Genomic DNA, 16,840 nt, shown 5'->3' on the forward strand with positions numbered 1-16,840 from the left:
GCGACAGGGTATGATACCCTGTCGCCCATTTTCTGCTCGCTGGAGAGTCATCATGCATTTTGATATCGCCTGGCAGGAGGTCGATACCGTTCTGCTGGATATGGACGGCACGCTCCTGGACCTCGCTTTCGACAACTATTTCTGGCAAACGCTGGTGCCTGAAACCTGGGGCGCCGCCCGCGGCCTCAATCTGCAGGAGGCGAAAGACGCCATGCGCCAGGAGTATCACGCCGTGCAGCATACGCTAAACTGGTACTGTCTGGATTACTGGAGCGAGCGCCTGGGTTTGGATATTTGTGCGATGACCAGCGAACAGGGTCCGCGCGCCACGCTGCGCGAGGATACGGTGCCGTTCCTTGATGCGCTCAAGGCCTGCGGTAAGCGACGCATTCTGTTGACCAATGCCCATCCCCACAATCTGGCGGTGAAGCTCAAACACACCGGCCTGGATGCGCACCTTGATTTATTACTTTCCACCCACACATTTGGTTATCCGAAAGAGGATCAGCGCCTGTGGCGCGCCGTGGCGGAGGAGACTGGCCTTGAGGCCCATAAAACGCTGTTTGTCGACGACAGCGAGGCGATTCTGGATGCCGCGAGGGAATTTGGCATTCGTTACTGCCTGGGCATTACCAATCCCGACTCCGGGCTGGCGGAAAAGCAGTATCTGCGCCACCCAGGATTGAATGATTACCGGCGACTGATCCCTTCGCTTACCCCGAAGGAGAGGCGATGAAAGAGAAGCCCAGCGAAACCGTCAGACTGGACAAATGGCTTTGGGCCGCCCGCTTTTACAAGACCCGCGCACTGGCGCGGGAGATGATTGAAGGCGGCAAGGTGCATTACAACGGACAACGCAGCAAACCCGGGAAAATTGTCGAGCTGGACGCCATGCTGACGCTGCGCCAGGGCAATGACGAGCGTACGGTACGGATTGTCGGTATTACCGAACAGCGCCGCCCGGCAAGTGAAGCCGTCGCCCTGTATGAAGAGACGGCGGAAAGTATCGAGAAGCGTGAAAAAGTGGCCCTGGCGCGCAAAATGAACGCCCTGACCATGCCGCACCCTGACAGACGTCCGGACAAGAAAGAGCGCCGCGACCTGATGAGATTTAAACACGGCGAGAGTGAGTAACTCGCGCCAGAAAGAGAGATGATTATGACTCAACACGATCAATTACATCGTTATCTGTTTGAAAACTATGCCGTACGCGGCGAGCTGGTGACGGTGTCGGAAACCCTGGAACAGATTCTGGCCAATCACACCTATCCACAGCCGGTGAAAACGGTGCTGGCGGAGCTGCTGGTCGCCACCAGCCTGCTGACCGCGACGCTGAAGTTTGCTGGTGATATTACCGTTCAGCTGCAGGGCGATGGCCCTTTACAGCTGGCGGTGATCAACGGCAATAACCAGCAGCAGTTGCGTGGCGTCGCGCGCGTGCAGGGCGATATTGCGGACGATGCGGATCTGAAAACGATGGTCGGCAACGGCTATCTGGTCATTACCATCTCCCCGAAAGAGGGTGAACGTTATCAGGGTGTGGTCGGTCTGGAAGGCGATACGCTGGCCGCCTGCCTGGAAGATTACTTCCAGCGTTCAGAGCAGCTGCCGACGCGCCTCATCATTCGCACCGGGGAACATGAAGGTCAGCCGATGGCCGGTGGGATGCTGCTGCAGGTGATGCCGGCGCAGGATACCCAGACGACCGACTTCGAGCACCTGGCGACGCTCACCGAGACCATCAAGGCGGAAGAGCTGTTCACCCTGCCGGCGAACGATGTGCTGTGGCGCCTGTACCATGAGGAAGAGGTCACGGTCTACGAGCCGCAGAGCGTCGAGTTCAAATGTACGTGTTCTCGTGAACGCTGCGCTGGCGCGCTGAAGACCCTGCCGGATGAAGAGATAGATAGCATCCTCGCCGATGAAGGCGAGATTGATATGCACTGCGACTACTGCGGTAACCACTATATCTTCAATGCCATGGATATTGCCGAGATCCGTAATAACGCCTCTCCGGCCGACCCACAGGTCCATTAATCCCCGCGTCTTCCACAGGTACAGGGTGGCGATGTTGTTCGTCGCCTTGTGCCTGACTTTTATTTATTCACGAGTTGAATCGATTTTCCCTGAAAGAGTTACGTAATTTTATTCCAGGAAAGCGATTACATTCACAATTCAGTAGTTTTTTTAATTACTTTTTAACCATTAATAAACATCTACCCCCAACATCCGCCCATTTCCTGAGATAATCCACTTCACTTCGTGACAGGAGTCACCGTTTTTTTCGTCATTCTGAGGAATGTCGAGATACGTAAATCTATGAGCCTGGTCGCGGTCAATACCCGGTAAGAAACCCTACAATTTACAGCAGTACATCTTGGCTAAGGAGCAGTGACATGCGCGTTAATCATGGTTTAACCCCGCAGGATCTCAAGGCTTATGGTATCAATGACGTTCAGGATATCGTCCACAACCCCAGCTACGATATGTTGTTTCAGGAAGAGCTCGACCCCAGCCTGGAAGGTTACGAACGTGGCGTATTAACCAGTCTGGGTGCTATCGCCGTCGACACGGGCATTTTTACCGGCCGTTCTCCGAAAGATAAGTATCTCGTTCGCGACGACACCACCCGCGATACCGTCTGGTGGTCCGATAAAGGCAAAGGTAAAAACGACAACAAGCCGCTTTCACAGGAAACCTGGCAGCATCTGAAAGGGCTGGTGACCCAGCAGTTGTCCGGTAAACGGCTGTTTATCGTCGACGCCTTCTGCGGCGCCAACGCCGATACGCGTCTCAGCGTGCGCTTTATTACCGAAGTGGCCTGGCAGGCGCACTTCGTTAAAAACATGTTCATCCGCCCGAGCGATGAAGAGCTGGCGGACTTCGAGCCCGACTTCATCGTGATGAACGGCGCGAAGTGCACCAACCCGCAGTGGAAAGAGCAAGGTCTGAACTCGGAAAACTTCATCGCCTTCAACCTCACCGAGCGCATCCAGCTGATCGGCGGCACCTGGTATGGTGGCGAAATGAAGAAAGGGATGTTCTCGATCATGAACTACCTGCTGCCGCTGAAGGGCATCGCCTCCATGCACTGCTCAGCCAACGTCGGCGAAAAAGGCGATGTCGCTATTTTCTTCGGCCTCTCAGGCACCGGCAAAACCACCCTCTCCACCGATCCAAAACGCCGCCTGATTGGCGATGATGAACATGGCTGGGATGACGACGGCGTGTTTAACTTCGAAGGGGGCTGCTACGCCAAGACCATCAAGCTCTCTGAAGCGGCCGAGCCGGATATCTATCACGCCATTCGCCGCAATGCTCTGCTGGAAAACGTGGTGGTGCGCGCCGATGGCACGATCGATTTCGATGACGGTTCGAAGACTGAAAACACCCGCGTCTCCTACCCCATCGACCATATCGACAACATTGTTAAACCGGTTTCCAAAGCGGGTCACGCCACCAAAGTGATCTTCCTGACGGCCGATGCGTTCGGCGTCCTGCCGCCGGTCTCCCGCCTGACCGCCGATCAGACCCAGTACCATTTCCTGTCCGGGTTTACCGCCAAACTGGCCGGCACCGAACGCGGCGTGACCGAGCCCACGCCAACCTTCTCCGCCTGCTTTGGCGCCGCCTTCCTGTCGCTGCATCCGACACAGTACGCCGAAGTGCTGGTTAAACGTATGCAGGCGGCCGGCGCGCAGGCTTATCTGGTCAATACCGGCTGGAACGGCACCGGCAAGCGTATCTCGATTAAAGATACCCGCGCCATCATCGACGCCATCCTCAATGGCTCGCTGGACAACGCGGAGACCTTTACCCTGCCGATGTTTAACCTGCAGATCCCAACGGCGCTCCCGGGTGTGGATACCCAGATCCTCGATCCGCGCAGCACCTATGGTTCCCCGGAGCAGTGGCAGGAAAAAGCCGATCAGCTGGCGAAGCTGTTTATCGAGAACTTTGAGAAGTATACCGATACGCCAGCGGGCGCCACGCTGGTGGCGGCAGGGCCGCAGCGCTAACGGGCGCAGAGGTGAAAAAGCCGGGCTTGCCCGGCTTTTTGTTGTGCAACGTCCTGATCGGCCAACCTCGGCCGCACTCAGCTCTCTTTGGCGGGTTTCATCGGCGCCAGCATCCGGTGCACCGGTAGCCAGGCGCGGATCAGTAATCCGCCGCGTTCGCTGGAGCCAATCTCCAGCCGGCCGTTGTGATTGTCGATAATACGCTGAACAATCGCCAGCCCCAGCCCGGTGCCGCTGGTACTGCGGGCGCTATCGCCGCGTACAAACGGCTGGAACAGATGTTCGCGCTGCTCAGGTTTGATCCCCGGCCCGTCATCTTCCACCTGGAACCAGGCCCGGCTCGCTTCGCTGCCGCTGCTGACCTTGATCCAGCCATTGCCATAGCGAGCCGCATTCACCACCATATTCGCCAGCGCACGCTTGATAGAAAGCGGGTGCATGCGTACCGGGATTTCACCGGCCTGCAGGGCGGTGGCGATCTCACGTTCATAGCCGCTCTCTGCGGCGATCACTTCGCCCAGTACAGCATTGAGGTCCGCCAGCTCCATCGGCATCTCCTGCCCGGTGCGCAGATAGTCGATAAACTGCTCGATGATGGCGTTGCACTCTTCGATATCTTTATTGATCGACTCAGCGAGATACCCGTCCTGCTCGCCCATCATCTCGGTGGCCAGACGAATGCGCGTCAGCGGAGTACGTAAATCGTGGCTGACCCCGGCCATCAGCAACGTACGGTCGTCAGCCAGCTGCTTCACGCCCGCGGCCATATGGTTAAAGGCGCGGGTCACCGAGCGCACCTCAGAGGCGCCGTACTCTCGCAGCGGCGGCGGGATAATACCGCGCCCGACCTGCAGCGCCGCGTGTTCGAGATCTACCAGCGGACGGTTCTGAATACGGATAAACAGCCAGGCGCCGCCTATCGCCAACAGCATGATCGCCAGGGTATAGCGGAACAGCGGCGAGAAGTCGCCCTGATGAATTTCGGTCAGCGGTACCCGCACCCAGATATTGGGCGACAGCCAGGTCTTCAGCCACACCACGGGGGAGCTTTTATTGACCTCCACCCGCACCTCAGTGGGGCCGCCGAGCTGATGCGCCATCTGCTGGCTTAAGAATTCATAATGCTGCGCCCAGCGCAGCCCTGCGTCTTCCGCCGCTTCATTGGAATAGAGCGAAATCCCCAGCTCACGATAAATTTCACGACGAAACGCCGGGGGCACCACCAGCTGGGTGCCATCCTCCAGCTGCAGTTTGTCGGTCATCAGCATACGGACTTCGTAGGCCAATACTTTATTAAACTGCTGGAGACTCGGCAGGATCGCGAAATTCAGTACCACCAGATAGGTCGTCACCAGGCTGACGAACAGCAAGGTGACGATCAGGAGCAGCGTGCGAGCAAAGGAGCTGCGCGGCGAAAAGCGCACGCGTTTCATGCCTTAGAGCCGTCCGGGACGAAGACGTAGCCCAGACCCCAGACGGTCTGGATATAGCGCGGATGCGCCGGATCCTCTTCCACCATGCGGCGCAGGCGGGAGATCTGAACGTCGATGGAGCGCTCCATCGCAGAATATTCGCGCCCGCGGGCGAGGTTCATCAGCTTATCGCGCGACAGCGGTTCGCGAGGATGACTCACCAGCGCCTTCAGGACCGCAAATTCGCCGCTGGTCAACGGCATCGGCTCGTCTTCACGGAACATCTCGCGGGTGCCCAGGTTCAGTTTGAATTTACCAAAGGCGATAACCGCCTCTTCCTGCGATGGCGCGCCCGGCAGTTCATTCGCCTGACGACGCAGCACCGCCCGAATACGGGCCAGCAGTTCACGCGGGTTAAACGGCTTCGGAATGTAGTCGTCAGCCCCGATTTCCAGGCCAACGATCCGGTCAACCTCTTCACCTTTCGCCGTCACCATAATGATCGGCATCGGGTTGCTCTGACTGCGCAGACGACGGCAAATCGAGAGACCATCTTCCCCAGGCAGCATCAGATCCAGCACCATCAGGTGGAAGGATTCACGGGTTAACAGACGATCCATCTGTTCGGCGTTCGCCACGCTACGAACCTGGAAGCCCTGCTCGGTCAGATAACGTTCGAGCAGCGCACGCAGGCGCATGTCGTCATCCACAACCAGAATCTTATAATTCTCTTGCATTGTTTGTACTCCCAAAGGTTCACTGCAATAGTCAGTGCGTATTCTCAAAAAAGCCCGGCGCGCTCACCAGCTAAATCTGGTATATATTCCAGGCTAAATTGTTACAAAGCATATTTAACAGCAGGTTAAGTATACATTTAATCATAAGACACAGTATTTATCCTGTCGGTATTATTACGCGCTACAAATTGTGCGCAACGACAGACTGTCAGAAGGTTGAACTCACGATGAAAACGCCGCTGATCACCCGCGAGGGATATGAAAAACTGAAGCAGGAAATGGACTACCTGTGGCGCCAGGAGCGCCCGGAAGTGACCAAAAAGGTCACCTGGGCCGCCAGCCTTGGCGACCGCAGCGAGAACGCGGACTACCAGTACAACAAAAAGCGCCTGCGGGAGATCGATCGCCGGGTCCGCTATCTGACCAAATGTCTGGAACAGTTAAAGATCGTCGATTATTCCCCGCAGCAGGAAGGCAAAGTCTTCTTCGGCGCCTGGGTAGAGATCGAAAACGACGAGGGCGATACCAAACGCTTTCGCATCGTCGGCTACGATGAAATTTTTGGCCGCAAAGACTACATCTCCATCGACTCACCGATGGCGCGGGCCTTGCTGAAAAAAGAGGTCGGCGATCTGGCTATCGTTAACACGCCGGCGGGCGAAGCCAGCTGGTATGTCAACGAGATCGAATACGTAAAATAGACAAGAACTTTCCGAGAGACACCGGGCGCGACTGGCATTTTCAGCCGTCAGTCCGTATAACTAGTCCCTGATTTTTGACCCTAAAGATGAATTAAAAGCCATGATGAATGATTCGCTCTGCCGCATTATTGCGGGTGAACTTCAGGCCAGAGCCGAACAGGTAGAAGCTGCCGTTCGCCTGCTTGATGAAGGGAACACCGTGCCGTTTATTGCACGTTATCGTAAAGAAGTCACCGGCGGTCTGGATGACACGCAGCTGCGTAATCTGGAAACTCGCCTTGGCTATCTGCGCGAACTGGAAGACCGTCGTCAGGCGATCCTCAAATCCATCGCTGAACAGGGCAAACTGACCGACGCGCTGGAAAAAGCCATCACCTCCACGCTGAGCAAAACCGAACTGGAAGACCTCTACCTGCCGTACAAGCCGAAGCGCCGTACCCGCGGGCAGATCGCCATCGAAGCCGGGCTGGAGCCGCTGGCTGACCTGCTGTGGAACGAACCGGCCCACGATCCGGAAGCGGAAGCCGCAAAATATATTAACGCTGACAACGGCATCGCCGACAGCAAAGCGGCCCTGGACGGCGCGCGCTATATTCTGATGGAGCGGTTTGCCGAAGACGCCGCGCTGCTGGCGAAGGTCCGTGACTATCTGTGGAAAAACGCCCACCTGGTCTCCACCGTCGTCAGCGGCAAAGAAGAGGAAGGCGCCAAATTCCGCGACTACTTCGATCACCATGAACCGATCGCCACCGTGCCGTCGCATCGCGCGCTGGCGATGTTCCGCGGTCGCAACGAAGGCGTGCTGCAGCTCTCTTTAAACGCCGATCCGCAGTTTGACGAGCCGCCGAAAGAGAGCCACGGCGAGCAAATTATTATCCACCACCTTGGCCTGCGCCTGAATAACGCCCCGGCGGACAGCTGGCGTAAAGGTGTCGTCAGCTGGACCTGGCGTATCAAAGTACTGATGCACCTCGAAACCGAGCTGATGGGCACCGTGCGCGAGCGCGCGGAGGACGAAGCCATCAACGTCTTCGCCCGTAACCTGCACGACCTCCTGATGGCCGCGCCCGCCGGGCTGCGCGCCACCATGGGACTCGATCCGGGCCTGCGCACCGGGGTGAAAGTGGCCGTCGTCGACGCCACCGGTAAACTGGTCGCCACCGATACCATCTATCCCCATACCGGCCAGGCCGCCAAAGCGGCCGTCGTCGTCGCCGCGCTGTGTGAAAAGTACAATGTTGAGCTGGTGGCCATCGGCAATGGTACCGCCTCGCGTGAAACCGAGCGTTTCTTCCTCGACGTGCAGAAGCAGTTCCCGAAAGTCACCGCCCAGAAGGTGATCGTCAGCGAAGCCGGGGCTTCCGTTTACTCCGCCTCCGAGCTGGCGGCCCAGGAGTTCCCGGACCTCGACGTGTCGCTGCGCGGCGCGGTCTCCATCGCCCGCCGTCTGCAGGATCCCCTGGCCGAGCTGGTGAAAATCGACCCGAAATCGATTGGCGTCGGCCAGTATCAGCACGATGTCAGCCAGACCCAGCTGGCGCGTAAGCTGGACGCGGTGGTGGAAGACTGCGTGAACGCCGTCGGCGTTGACCTGAACACCGCCTCCGTTCCGCTGCTGACCCGCGTCGCCGGCCTGACCCGCATGATGGCGCAGAACATCGTTGCCTGGCGCGACGAGAACGGCCAGTTCCAGAATCGCCAGCAGTTGCTGAAGGTCAGCCGTCTGGGGCCGAAAGCCTTTGAACAGTGCGCCGGCTTCCTGCGTATCAACCACGGCGACAACCCGCTGGATGCCTCCACCGTGCACCCGGAAGCCTATCCGGTGGTCGAGCGCATTCTGGCCGCCACCCAGCAGGCGCTGAAAGATCTGATGGGCAACAGCAGCGAACTGCGTCATCTGAAGGCCGTGGATTTCACCGATGAGAAGTTCGGCGTTCCGACCGTCACCGACATTATCAAAGAGCTGGAAAAACCGGGCCGCGATCCGCGTCCGGAGTTTAAGACGGCGAAGTTCGCCGACGGCGTAGAGACCATGAACGATCTGCTGCCGGGGATGATCCTGGAAGGCGCCGTCACCAACGTCACCAATTTCGGCGCGTTTGTCGATATCGGCGTCCATCAGGATGGACTGGTACACATTTCGTCGCTTTCTGACCGGTTTGTTGAAGATCCGCACACCGTGGTGAAAGCGGGCGACATCGTGAAGGTCAAAGTCATGGAAGTCGATCTGCCGCGTAAACGTATCGCTCTGACCATGCGTCTCGACGAGCAGCCAGGCGACAGCAACGCCCGCCGCGGCGGCGGTCAGGATCGCCCCCAGGGCAACCGCCCGGCCGCGAAAGCCGCCAAACCCCGCGGTCGCGAGGCACAGCCTGCCGGTAACAGCGCAATGATGGATGCCCTCGCTGCGGCGATGGGTAAAAAACGCTAATCTCTCCCTGCCCCTTTTCAGGGGCAGTTTTCATTTTTTATCCCCTGGCGATACGGCCGCCATTACGCGCAAAACGGGTTCAGTCATTTCTGATAATCTGCATTAATTCCGTTAAGGAAAGGTCGCGAAATTATTATTTTCATTTCGTTAACTTAAGAAACCTTAATTAAACATTAGATCGCCGAAATAATATTTTGCGCTATTTGATCACCGACTGGATTTTGCGGCATATCAATAAAAAGGTGATTTTCGCTATAAAAATAGCGCGAAGCGCATCATATGTATTGATGATAAAAACCATTCTCATTATCATCACTTTCAGAACGTTTTTTCCTTTTTCGTTGGCTACGGTCCCCGGCGCAGCTGCCTCCAGGCGTCCGGAAAATTCTTCTTCGGTTAGCGATAGACAAGTAGGCCCTATGCAATTCACACCTGATAGTGCGTGGAAAATTACCGGATTCTCCCGCGATATTAGCCCAGCATACCGTCAGAAATTACTCTCCCTCGGCATGCTGCCCGGTTCCTCATTTCATGTGGTTCGCGTAGCGCCACTCGGCGATCCTGTTCATATTGAAACCCGACGCGTCAGTCTGGTATTACGCAAAAAAGATCTCGCCTTAATCGAACTGGAAGCGGTTGCACAATAACGGCTGGCCCGGCACAAGAGTCTGAAATATGAAAAAATTAACCGTTGGTTTAATTGGTAATCCTAATTCTGGCAAGACCACCTTATTTAATCAGCTGACCGGTGCCCGCCAGCGCGTAGGCAACTGGGCCGGGGTCACCGTTGAGCGTAAAGAGGGCGTTTTCGCCACCACTGACCATCAGGTCACGCTGGTCGACCTCCCGGGGACCTACTCCCTGACCACCATCTCTTCGCAGACCTCGCTGGACGAGCAGATTGCCTGCCACTACATCCTGAGCGGCGACGCCGACATGCTGATTAACGTGGTTGATGCCTCCAACCTTGAGCGAAACCTCTATCTGACGCTGCAGCTGCTCGAGCTGGGGATCCCCTGCGTCGTCGCGCTGAACATGCTGGATATCGCCGAAAAGCAGCAGGTGCGTATCGATATCGACGCCCTCGCCGCCCGTCTCGGCTGCCCGGTCATTCCGCTGGTCTCAACCCGCGGACGCGGAATCGAAGCGCTGAAGATTGCCCTCGACCGTCATCAGGCGAACAGCGATATTGAGCTGGTTCACTATCCGCAGCCGCTGCTGCGCGAAGCTGACCTGCTGGCGCAGCAAATGTCAGCGCAGATCCCGACCCGGCAGCGGCGCTGGCTGGGTCTGCAGATGCTGGAGGGCGATATCTACAGCCGGGCCTATGCCGGCGACGCCGCCGATAAACTGGATATTGCTCTGGCGAATCTCAGCGACGTGATCGACGACCCGGCGTTGCATATCGCAGACGCACGCTATCAGACCATCGCCGCCATTTGCGACGCCGTCAGCAACACCCTGACCGCCGAGCCGAGCCGCTTCACCGCGGCGATGGACAAAGTGATCCTCAACCGCTTCCTCGGGTTGCCGATTTTTCTCTTTGTCATGTACCTGATGTTCCTGCTGGCGATAAACATCGGCGGCGCGCTGCAGCCGATTTTTGATGCCGGTTCGGTCGCGGTCTTTATTCACGGTATTCAATGGCTGGGCTACACCCTGCACTTCCCGGACTGGCTGACCGTGTTCCTCGCCCAGGGGATCGGCGGCGGTATCAACACCGTACTGCCGCTGGTGCCGCAGATCGGCATGATGTATCTGTTCCTCTCCTTCCTCGAGGACTCCGGCTACATGGCGCGCGCCGCCTTTGTCATGGACCGCCTGATGCAAGCCCTCGGCCTGCCGGGGAAATCCTTTGTCCCGTTGATTGTCGGTTTCGGCTGCAACGTGCCGTCGGTGATGGGCGCCCGCACCCTTGACGCACCGCGCGAGCGTCTGATGACCATTGTGATGGCGCCGTTTATGTCCTGCGGCGCGCGGCTGGCGATCTTCGCCGTCTTCGCGGCCGCGTTCTTTGGTCAGAACGGTGCGCTGGCGGTCTTCTCGCTCTACGTGCTGGGCATTGTGATGGCCATTCTCACCGGCCTGATGCTGAAGCACACCATTATGCGTGGCGAAGCCTCGCCGTTCGTGATGGAGCTGCCGGTGTACCACGTCCCGCACATCAAGAGCCTGATTATCCAGACCTGGCAGCGCCTGAAAGGCTTTGTGCTGCGCGCCGGGAAGGTGATCGTCATTGTCAGCATCTTCCTCAGCGCGCTGAACAGCTTCTCGCTGAGCGGTAAGGTCGTCGACAACATCAACGACTCCGCGCTGGCCTCGGTGAGCCGGGTCATTACGCCGGTGTTTAAACCGATCGGCGTGCATGAAGATAACTGGCAGGCCACCGTCGGCCTGTTTACCGGCGCGATGGCGAAGGAGGTGGTGGTCGGTACGCTGAACACCCTCTATACCGCCGAAGATATCCAGAATGAGGAATTCAATCCGCAGACCTTCAGCCTCGGCGAAGAACTGCTGGCCGCCGTCGACGAAACATGGCAGGGACTGAAAGACACCTTCAGCCTCAGCGTCCTGGCCAACCCCATCGAAGCCAGCAAAGGCGATGGCGAGATGGCCACCGGCGCCATGGGCGTGATGGGCAGTAAATTTGGCAGCGCGGCGGCGGCATACAGCTACCTGATCTTCGTTCTGCTCTATATCCCCTGCATCTCGGTGATGGGCGCCATCGCCCGCGAATCGAGCCGCGGCTGGATGACCTTCTCCATCCTGTGGGGGCTGAATATCGCCTATTCGCTCTCGACGCTCTATTACCAGACCGTCAGCTTTAGCGACCATCCGCGCTACAGCCTGGTGTGTATCCTGGCAGTGGTGTTGTTCAACGTGGTGCTCTTCGGCCTGCTGCGCCGGGCGCGCAGCCGGGTGGACGTCTCGCTGCTGGCCACCCGAAAAACGCCGGCCTCCTGCTGTTCCAGCCCGGCTGGCGATTGCCACTAAGGAGGGTCTGTGGCGTCGTTAATGGAAGTCCGCGATATGCTGGCCCTGCAGGGCCGCATGGAGGCGAAACAGCTCAGCGCCCGCCTGCGGACGCCTCAGCCGCTGATTGACGCGATGCTGGAACGGATGGAAGCCATGGGTAAGGTGGTACGGATCAGCGAAACGAGCGAGGGCTGTCTCTCAGGCAGCTGTAAAAGCTGTCCTGAAGGGAAAGCGGCGTGCCAGCAGGAGTGGTGGGCGCTGCGATGAAAAGAGTCAGGCCAGATCGCGCAGCGGGTAAAACGAGTAAGACAGCAGTGAAAAACGGGCCAGCAGGCCCGTTTTTTTATGACTGGATTATTTATAAACGTCAGCGTTAGCGTGTACGGTTTTTTCGTTTTTCTGCCCGGCAATCACCACAAAGTATTTCCCACCCAGCTCATCGGCTTTTTTCGACAGATCGCGTCGGGCGTCCATCGGCGACGTCGTCCTGGAGGTCGTAATGCTACCGACCTTGGTCAGATTCATCTTCGCCACGTCTTCTTTTTGGATCTCTTTCGCGGCAAATGCGCCAAAAGACAGGGTGCCAATCACCAGAGATGCAACCATTCCTGTAACAAGTTTCATAGTCTCTACTCTCCATAAGGTTGTTATTGTAGGTCACGGTGGCGGAATGAAATAATCAACCACCGTAACAACCTAAGTATTGCTAGGAATGGCCCATTTACCATGGCGTGGCAAAAAAAATTACCCCAGCTGCGTTTTCAACGCCAGCAGCGGCTCGCAGAAGGCCGCGGGATGGGAAACAAACGGCGCATGCGCCGCCTTATCGAAGAGGATTGACTCGCTTTCCGGCCACAGCTCATCCAGCAGCGGGACAATCTTGCGCGGCACCAGTCCGTCCAGCCGGCCATACAGCCGCAGAAGCGGTATCGGCAACCCAACCAGCGCCTGGCGCAGATCGACGGTTCTGAGGATCTCCAGTCCGCCGTTCAGCGCCTCGGCAGAAGGCATCGGCAGCGAGAGCACCGCCTGCTTTAACGCCCGCGCATCCTGACGCGCGCTCTCTGTGCCCATGGTTTGCAGGGCGAGGAATCGCTCGACGGTGCGCTGGAAATCGTCGCTCAGCTGCTGCTGAAACCCGGCCAGCACCTCGGGCTTGATGCCGGGCCAGTCGTCACAAGCCGCGAAACAGGGGGAAGAGGCAACCGTCACCAGCGCCTGCACGCGTTCCGGGTGCATCATCGCCACCTGGCTTGCCACCAGCCCGCCCAGGCTCCAGCCCAGCCACACCGCCTGAGGAGGAGCCTGCTCCAGCACCCGCTGCGCCATCGCCTCGAGCGACATCGCCCCATATCCGCCGCTGCGGCCATAGCCCGGCAGGTCCACCAGGTGGAGGGTAAAATGCGAAGCCAGCTGCGGCGTGATGCAATCCCATACCTGAGCGTTCAGCCCCCAGCCGTGCAGCAGCACAAGATGACAATCACCTTCGCCGATTGTTTGCCACCAGATGTCGTTCATCCGTTACCGTTCTCTTTTTTACTGGACAGAAGGCCAAATATGCTAACAGCACACAGCTTATGCTGGCTATGCCAAATGCCGCTGGCGGTCGCCTGCTGGGGGATCTGCTCCCGCTGCAGCCGCGCCCTGCTCGCCTGCCCCCCGCTCTGCCCGCAGTGTGGCCTGCCGGCGGCGACATCCCATCACCCCTGCGGCCGCTGCCTGCAAAAACCACCTCCCTGGCATTGGCTGGTGGCAGTCAATGACTATCGCCCGCCGCTGAGCGGTCTGGTCCAGCAGTTGAAGTTTCACCATCGTCCGGAGCTGGGGCCTGCCCTCGCGCGCCTGCTGCTGCTGCGTCTTCTGCAGTGTGACGATTTGCCGCCGGTGGACGGTATGATCGGCGTACCGCTGTGGCATCGCCGCCGCTGGCGCCGGGGTTATAATCAGTGTGACGAACTGTGCCGACCGTTAGCCCGCTGGCGAGGTTGCGTCTGGCATCGGGAAGGCCTGACGCGCCAGCGAGCCGGCGCCGTCCAACATTCGCTCAATGCCCGCCAGCGCAGGCAGAACCTGAAAAATGCCTTTCAGCTTGAATTTGCCGTGGAGGGACTCCATATCGCTATCGTGGATGATGTCGTCACGACCGGCAGCACCGTCGCCGAGATATCCCGCCTGCTTTTGCGAAACGGCGCCGCGACGGTTCAGGTATGGTGTTTGTGCCGTACCTTGTAGACCCCCGCTGATGGGCGTATTATAACCCAGTAAAATAGTCAACTATTAGGCCAACGCTATGATCCGTATTTCCGATGCTGCACAAGCGCACTTTGCCAAACTGCTGGCAAATCAGGAAGAAGGGACGCAAATTCGCGTATTTGTGATTAATCCCGGCACCCCAAACGCTGAGTGCGGCGTATCTTACTGCCCACCGGATGCGGTGGAAGACACCGACACGGCGCTGAAATTTGAACAGCTGACCGCCTATGTCGATGAGCTCAGCGCGCCCTATCTGGAAGACGCTGAAATTGATTTCGTCACCGACCAGCTTGGCTCGCAGCTGACGCTGAAAGCGCCGAACGCCAAGATGCGCAAAGTCTCTGACGATGCCCCGCTGATGGAGCGCGTCGAGTACCTGCTGCAGTCGCAGATTAACCCGCAGCTGGCGGGCCACGGCGGCCGCGTGTCGCTGATGGAGATCACCGACGACGGTCTGGCTATTCTGCAGTTCGGCGGCGGATGCAACGGCTGTTCGATGGTTGACGTGACCCTGAAAGAAGGCATTGAAAAGCAGCTGCTGAACGAGTTTCCGGAGCTGAAAGGGGTTCGCGATCTGACCGAGCATCAGCGCGGCGAGCACTCCTACTACTAAGCCCTTCCTCCGGCGGCACCCTGCCGCCGGTCCTCCCTTGCCCTTTCTGTGTTACCGCGCAACATCTCCCGCTAAATGACCGGCAAAAACCGGGGAAAGAGTATGACTTAAGTCTCATATTTAACATTTTCCCCCGTCAGGTGATTCTCAACCCTCACATGTTACCCGTATCATCCCCTTCAGGCACCACCGGCAAAAAAATAGCCAGCTATCCTTTCTCTGGGTAAGGATAATGCAAGTATTTACGGTGCCAGACTATTTTGCTCCCACATGGGGCAGATGTCTTACAGGTTGAATCTTTGACGTTACCCATAACAAATTAAGGCCAGGTAAATCATGCCATTAATCATCGTTGCTATCGGGGTTGCCCTGTTATTGCTGTTAATGATCCGTTTCAAAATGAACGGCTTCATTGCGCTGGTTCTGGTGGCGCTCGCCGTCGGATTAATGCAGGGTATGCCGCTGGATAAAGTGATCGTCTCTATCAAGAACGGCGTTGGCGGCACCCTTGGCAGCCTCGCGCTGATCATGGGCTTCGGCGCTATGCTCGGTAAACTGCTGGCAGACTGCGGCGGCGCCCAGCGTATCGCCACTACCCTTATCAATAAGTTCGGTAAGAAGCATATTCAGTGGGCGGTTGTGCTGACCGGCTTCACCGTCGGCTTCGCGCTGTTCTATGAAGTGGGCTTCGTGCTGATGCTGCCGCTGGTGTTTACCATCGCCGCCTCGGCCCGCATCCCGCTGCTGTACGTCGGTGTCCCGATGGCCGCCGCGCTCTCTGTCACCCACGGCTTCCTGCCGCCGCATCCGGGTCCGACCGCGATTGCCACCATCTTCCATGCCGATATGGGCAAAACGCTGCTCTACGGCACCATTCTGGCTATCCCGACGGTTATCCTGGCAGGGCCGGTGTTTGCGCGCTTCCTGAAAGGCATTGATAAGCCGATCCCGGAAGGCCTGCATAACCCGAAAGTATTCACTGAAGAAGAGATGCCTGGCTTTGGCGTCAGCGTCTGGACCTCGCTGGTACCGGTGATCCTGATGGCGATGCGCGCCGTGGCCGAGATGATCCTGCCGAAGGGCCACGCCTTCCTGCCGATTGCTGAGTTCTTCGGCGACCCGGTGATGGCCACCCTGATTGCGGTACTGATCGCCCTGTTCACCTTCGGTTTGAACCGCGGCCGCTCCATGGAGCAGATCAACGATACCCTGACTTCTTCTATTAAAATCATCGCGATGATGCTGTTGATCATCGGCGGCGGCGGCGCCTTCAAACAGGTGCTGGTGGATAGCGGCATGGATAAATACATCGCCTCTATCATGCACGAATCGAACATGTCTCCGCTGTTTATGGCGTGGTCAATCGCCGCAGTGCTGCGTATCGCGCTGGGTTCGGCGACCGTTGCCGCCATCACCGCAGGCGGGATTGCAGCGCCGCTGATCGCCACCACCGGCGTCAGCCCGGAACTGATGGTTATCGCCGTTGGCTCCGGCAGCGTTATCTTCTCTCACGTCAACGATCCGGGTTTCTGGCTGTTCAAAGAGTACTTTAACCTGACCATCGGCGAGACCATCAGGTCCTGGTCGGTGCTGGAAACCATTATCTCAGTATGCGGCCTGGTAGGCTGTCTGCTGCTGGGGATGGTGGTGTAAGGAGACTCCCGCACAGAAAAAGGCCGGTCCGCATAATGCGGACCG

16 protein-coding genes are annotated in these 16,840 nt (G+C 57.9%); 12 read left to right on the top strand and 4 right to left on the bottom strand.

What is annotated here, in order from left to right:
- The first annotated feature begins 52 nt into the window (after positions 1 to 52).
- The 4 genes from yrfG (at position 53) to pckA (ending at position 4,019) form a co-directional block, all read left to right on the top strand.
- Positions 53 to 736 (top strand): GMP/IMP nucleotidase, encoded by a 684-nt coding sequence (gene yrfG, locus HMPREF3096_RS01500; RefSeq protein ID WP_004181456.1) that lies wholly within the window; start codon positions 53 to 55, stop codon positions 734 to 736.
- Positions 733 to 1,134: a ribosome-associated heat shock protein Hsp15 gene (hslR, locus tag HMPREF3096_RS01505; RefSeq protein ID WP_008807008.1), complete on the top strand. Its 402-nt coding sequence runs from the start codon at positions 733 to 735 to the stop codon at positions 1,132 to 1,134. The genes yrfG and hslR overlap by 4 nt, the downstream gene beginning before the upstream one ends.
- Positions 1,135 to 1,152: 18 nt before the next feature.
- Positions 1,153 to 2,037: an Hsp33 family molecular chaperone HslO gene (gene hslO, locus HMPREF3096_RS01510; RefSeq protein WP_008807007.1), complete on the top strand. Its 885-nt coding sequence runs from the start codon at positions 1,153 to 1,155 to the stop codon at positions 2,035 to 2,037.
- A 359-nt stretch (positions 2,038 to 2,396) separates the two neighbouring features.
- Positions 2,397 to 4,019 carry a phosphoenolpyruvate carboxykinase (ATP) gene (gene pckA, locus HMPREF3096_RS01515; protein WP_032731343.1) on the top strand — a complete coding sequence of 541 codons (1,623 nt, stop codon included), beginning with the start codon at positions 2,397 to 2,399 and terminating at the stop codon, positions 4,017 to 4,019.
- A 77-nt stretch (positions 4,020 to 4,096) separates the two neighbouring features.
- On the opposite strand, the gene envZ is transcribed toward pckA, so the two are convergent.
- Positions 4,097 to 5,452: a two-component system sensor histidine kinase EnvZ gene (gene envZ, locus HMPREF3096_RS01520; protein WP_012540408.1), complete on the bottom strand. Its 1,356-nt coding sequence runs from the start codon at positions 5,450 to 5,452 to the stop codon at positions 4,097 to 4,099.
- Entirely contained in the window at positions 5,449 to 6,168 is a 720-nt protein-coding gene (gene ompR, locus HMPREF3096_RS01525) for an osmolarity response regulator transcription factor OmpR (protein WP_001157751.1), read from the bottom strand. The genes envZ and ompR overlap by 4 nt, the downstream gene beginning before the upstream one ends.
- Positions 6,169 to 6,395: 227 nt before the next feature.
- Between ompR and greB the strand changes: the two genes are divergently transcribed.
- The 5 genes from greB to feoC all read left to right on the top strand — a co-directional run bounded on the left by greB (position 6,396) and on the right by feoC (position 12,543).
- On the top strand, positions 6,396 to 6,869 hold the full coding sequence (gene greB, locus HMPREF3096_RS01530) for a transcription elongation factor GreB (RefSeq protein WP_008807004.1): 474 nt from the start codon (positions 6,396 to 6,398) through the stop codon (positions 6,867 to 6,869).
- A gap of 100 nt (positions 6,870 to 6,969) precedes the next feature.
- Entirely contained in the window at positions 6,970 to 9,300 is a 2,331-nt protein-coding gene (locus tag HMPREF3096_RS01535) for a Tex family protein (protein WP_032731344.1), read from the top strand.
- A gap of 419 nt (positions 9,301 to 9,719) precedes the next feature.
- Positions 9,720 to 9,947, top strand: coding sequence for a ferrous iron transporter A (feoA, locus tag HMPREF3096_RS28385; RefSeq protein ID WP_002920506.1), 228 nt, complete (start codon positions 9,720 to 9,722; stop codon positions 9,945 to 9,947).
- Positions 9,948 to 9,975: 28 nt separating this feature from the next.
- Positions 9,976 to 12,294 (top strand): Fe(2+) transporter permease subunit FeoB, encoded by a 2,319-nt coding sequence (gene feoB / locus HMPREF3096_RS01540; RefSeq protein ID WP_032731346.1) that lies wholly within the window; start codon positions 9,976 to 9,978, stop codon positions 12,292 to 12,294.
- A gap of 9 nt (positions 12,295 to 12,303) precedes the next feature.
- On the top strand, positions 12,304 to 12,543 hold the full coding sequence (feoC, locus tag HMPREF3096_RS01545; RefSeq protein WP_004202151.1) for a [Fe-S]-dependent transcriptional repressor FeoC: 240 nt from the start codon (positions 12,304 to 12,306) through the stop codon (positions 12,541 to 12,543).
- Between the two features lie 87 nt (positions 12,544 to 12,630).
- On the opposite strand, the gene HMPREF3096_RS01550 is transcribed toward feoC, so the two are convergent.
- Both HMPREF3096_RS01550 and bioH read right to left on the bottom strand, forming a co-directional pair.
- A complete protein-coding gene (locus HMPREF3096_RS01550) occupies positions 12,631 to 12,900 on the bottom strand; it encodes a YdgH/BhsA/McbA-like domain containing protein (RefSeq protein WP_002920510.1) in 270 nt (89 codons plus the stop codon).
- A gap of 120 nt (positions 12,901 to 13,020) precedes the next feature.
- Positions 13,021 to 13,794 carry a pimeloyl-ACP methyl ester esterase BioH gene (gene bioH / locus HMPREF3096_RS01555; RefSeq protein ID WP_032731347.1) on the bottom strand — a complete coding sequence of 258 codons (774 nt, stop codon included), beginning with the start codon at positions 13,792 to 13,794 and terminating at the stop codon, positions 13,021 to 13,023.
- Positions 13,795 to 13,833: 39 nt separating this feature from the next.
- Here bioH and gntX point away from each other — a divergent pair, with 39 nt between their 5' ends.
- The 3 genes from gntX (at position 13,834) to gntT (ending at position 16,795) form a co-directional block, all read left to right on the top strand.
- A complete protein-coding gene (gene gntX, locus HMPREF3096_RS01560) occupies positions 13,834 to 14,508 on the top strand; it encodes a DNA utilization protein GntX (protein ID WP_032731349.1) in 675 nt (224 codons plus the stop codon).
- A gap of 58 nt (positions 14,509 to 14,566) precedes the next feature.
- A complete protein-coding gene (gene nfuA, locus HMPREF3096_RS01565) occupies positions 14,567 to 15,142 on the top strand; it encodes a Fe-S biogenesis protein NfuA (protein WP_002920540.1) in 576 nt (191 codons plus the stop codon).
- Between the two features lie 336 nt (positions 15,143 to 15,478).
- A complete protein-coding gene (gene gntT, locus HMPREF3096_RS01570; protein WP_008806999.1) occupies positions 15,479 to 16,795 on the top strand; it encodes a gluconate transporter in 1,317 nt (438 codons plus the stop codon).
- The last annotated feature ends 45 nt before the right edge of the window (positions 16,796 to 16,840 follow it).

This window comes from Klebsiella sp. HMSC25G12 (genome assembly GCF_001807705.1).
Taxonomy (GTDB): Bacteria; Pseudomonadota; Gammaproteobacteria; order Enterobacterales; family Enterobacteriaceae; genus Klebsiella; species Klebsiella variicola.

Bases quoted from the DNA above. Each gene is read 5' to 3' on its own strand.
- yrfG (WP_004181456.1), top strand. From the start codon at position 53: ATGCATTTTGATATCGCCTGGCAGGAGGTCGATACCGTTCTGCTGGAT.
- hslR (WP_008807008.1), top strand. From the start codon at position 733: ATGAAAGAGAAGCCCAGCGAAACCGTCAGACTGGACAAATGGCTTTGG.
- hslO (WP_008807007.1), top strand. From the start codon at position 1,153: ATGATTATGACTCAACACGATCAATTACATCGTTATCTGTTTGAAAAC.
- pckA (WP_032731343.1), top strand. From the start codon at position 2,397: ATGCGCGTTAATCATGGTTTAACCCCGCAGGATCTCAAGGCTTATGGT.
- envZ (WP_012540408.1), bottom strand. From the start codon at position 5,452: ATGAAACGCGTGCGCTTTTCGCCGCGCAGCTCCTTTGCTCGCACGCTG.
- ompR (WP_001157751.1), bottom strand. From the start codon at position 6,168: ATGCAAGAGAATTATAAGATTCTGGTTGTGGATGACGACATGCGCCTG.
- greB (WP_008807004.1), top strand. From the start codon at position 6,396: ATGAAAACGCCGCTGATCACCCGCGAGGGATATGAAAAACTGAAGCAG.
- HMPREF3096_RS01535 (WP_032731344.1), top strand. From the start codon at position 6,970: ATGATGAATGATTCGCTCTGCCGCATTATTGCGGGTGAACTTCAGGCC.
- feoA (WP_002920506.1), top strand. From the start codon at position 9,720: ATGCAATTCACACCTGATAGTGCGTGGAAAATTACCGGATTCTCCCGC.
- feoB (WP_032731346.1), top strand. From the start codon at position 9,976: ATGAAAAAATTAACCGTTGGTTTAATTGGTAATCCTAATTCTGGCAAG.
- HMPREF3096_RS01550 (WP_002920510.1), bottom strand. From the start codon at position 12,900: ATGAAACTTGTTACAGGAATGGTTGCATCTCTGGTGATTGGCACCCTG.
- bioH (WP_032731347.1), bottom strand. From the start codon at position 13,794: ATGAACGACATCTGGTGGCAAACAATCGGCGAAGGTGATTGTCATCTT.
- gntX (WP_032731349.1), top strand. From the start codon at position 13,834: ATGCTAACAGCACACAGCTTATGCTGGCTATGCCAAATGCCGCTGGCG.
- nfuA (WP_002920540.1), top strand. From the start codon at position 14,567: ATGATCCGTATTTCCGATGCTGCACAAGCGCACTTTGCCAAACTGCTG.
- gntT (WP_008806999.1), top strand. From the start codon at position 15,479: ATGCCATTAATCATCGTTGCTATCGGGGTTGCCCTGTTATTGCTGTTA.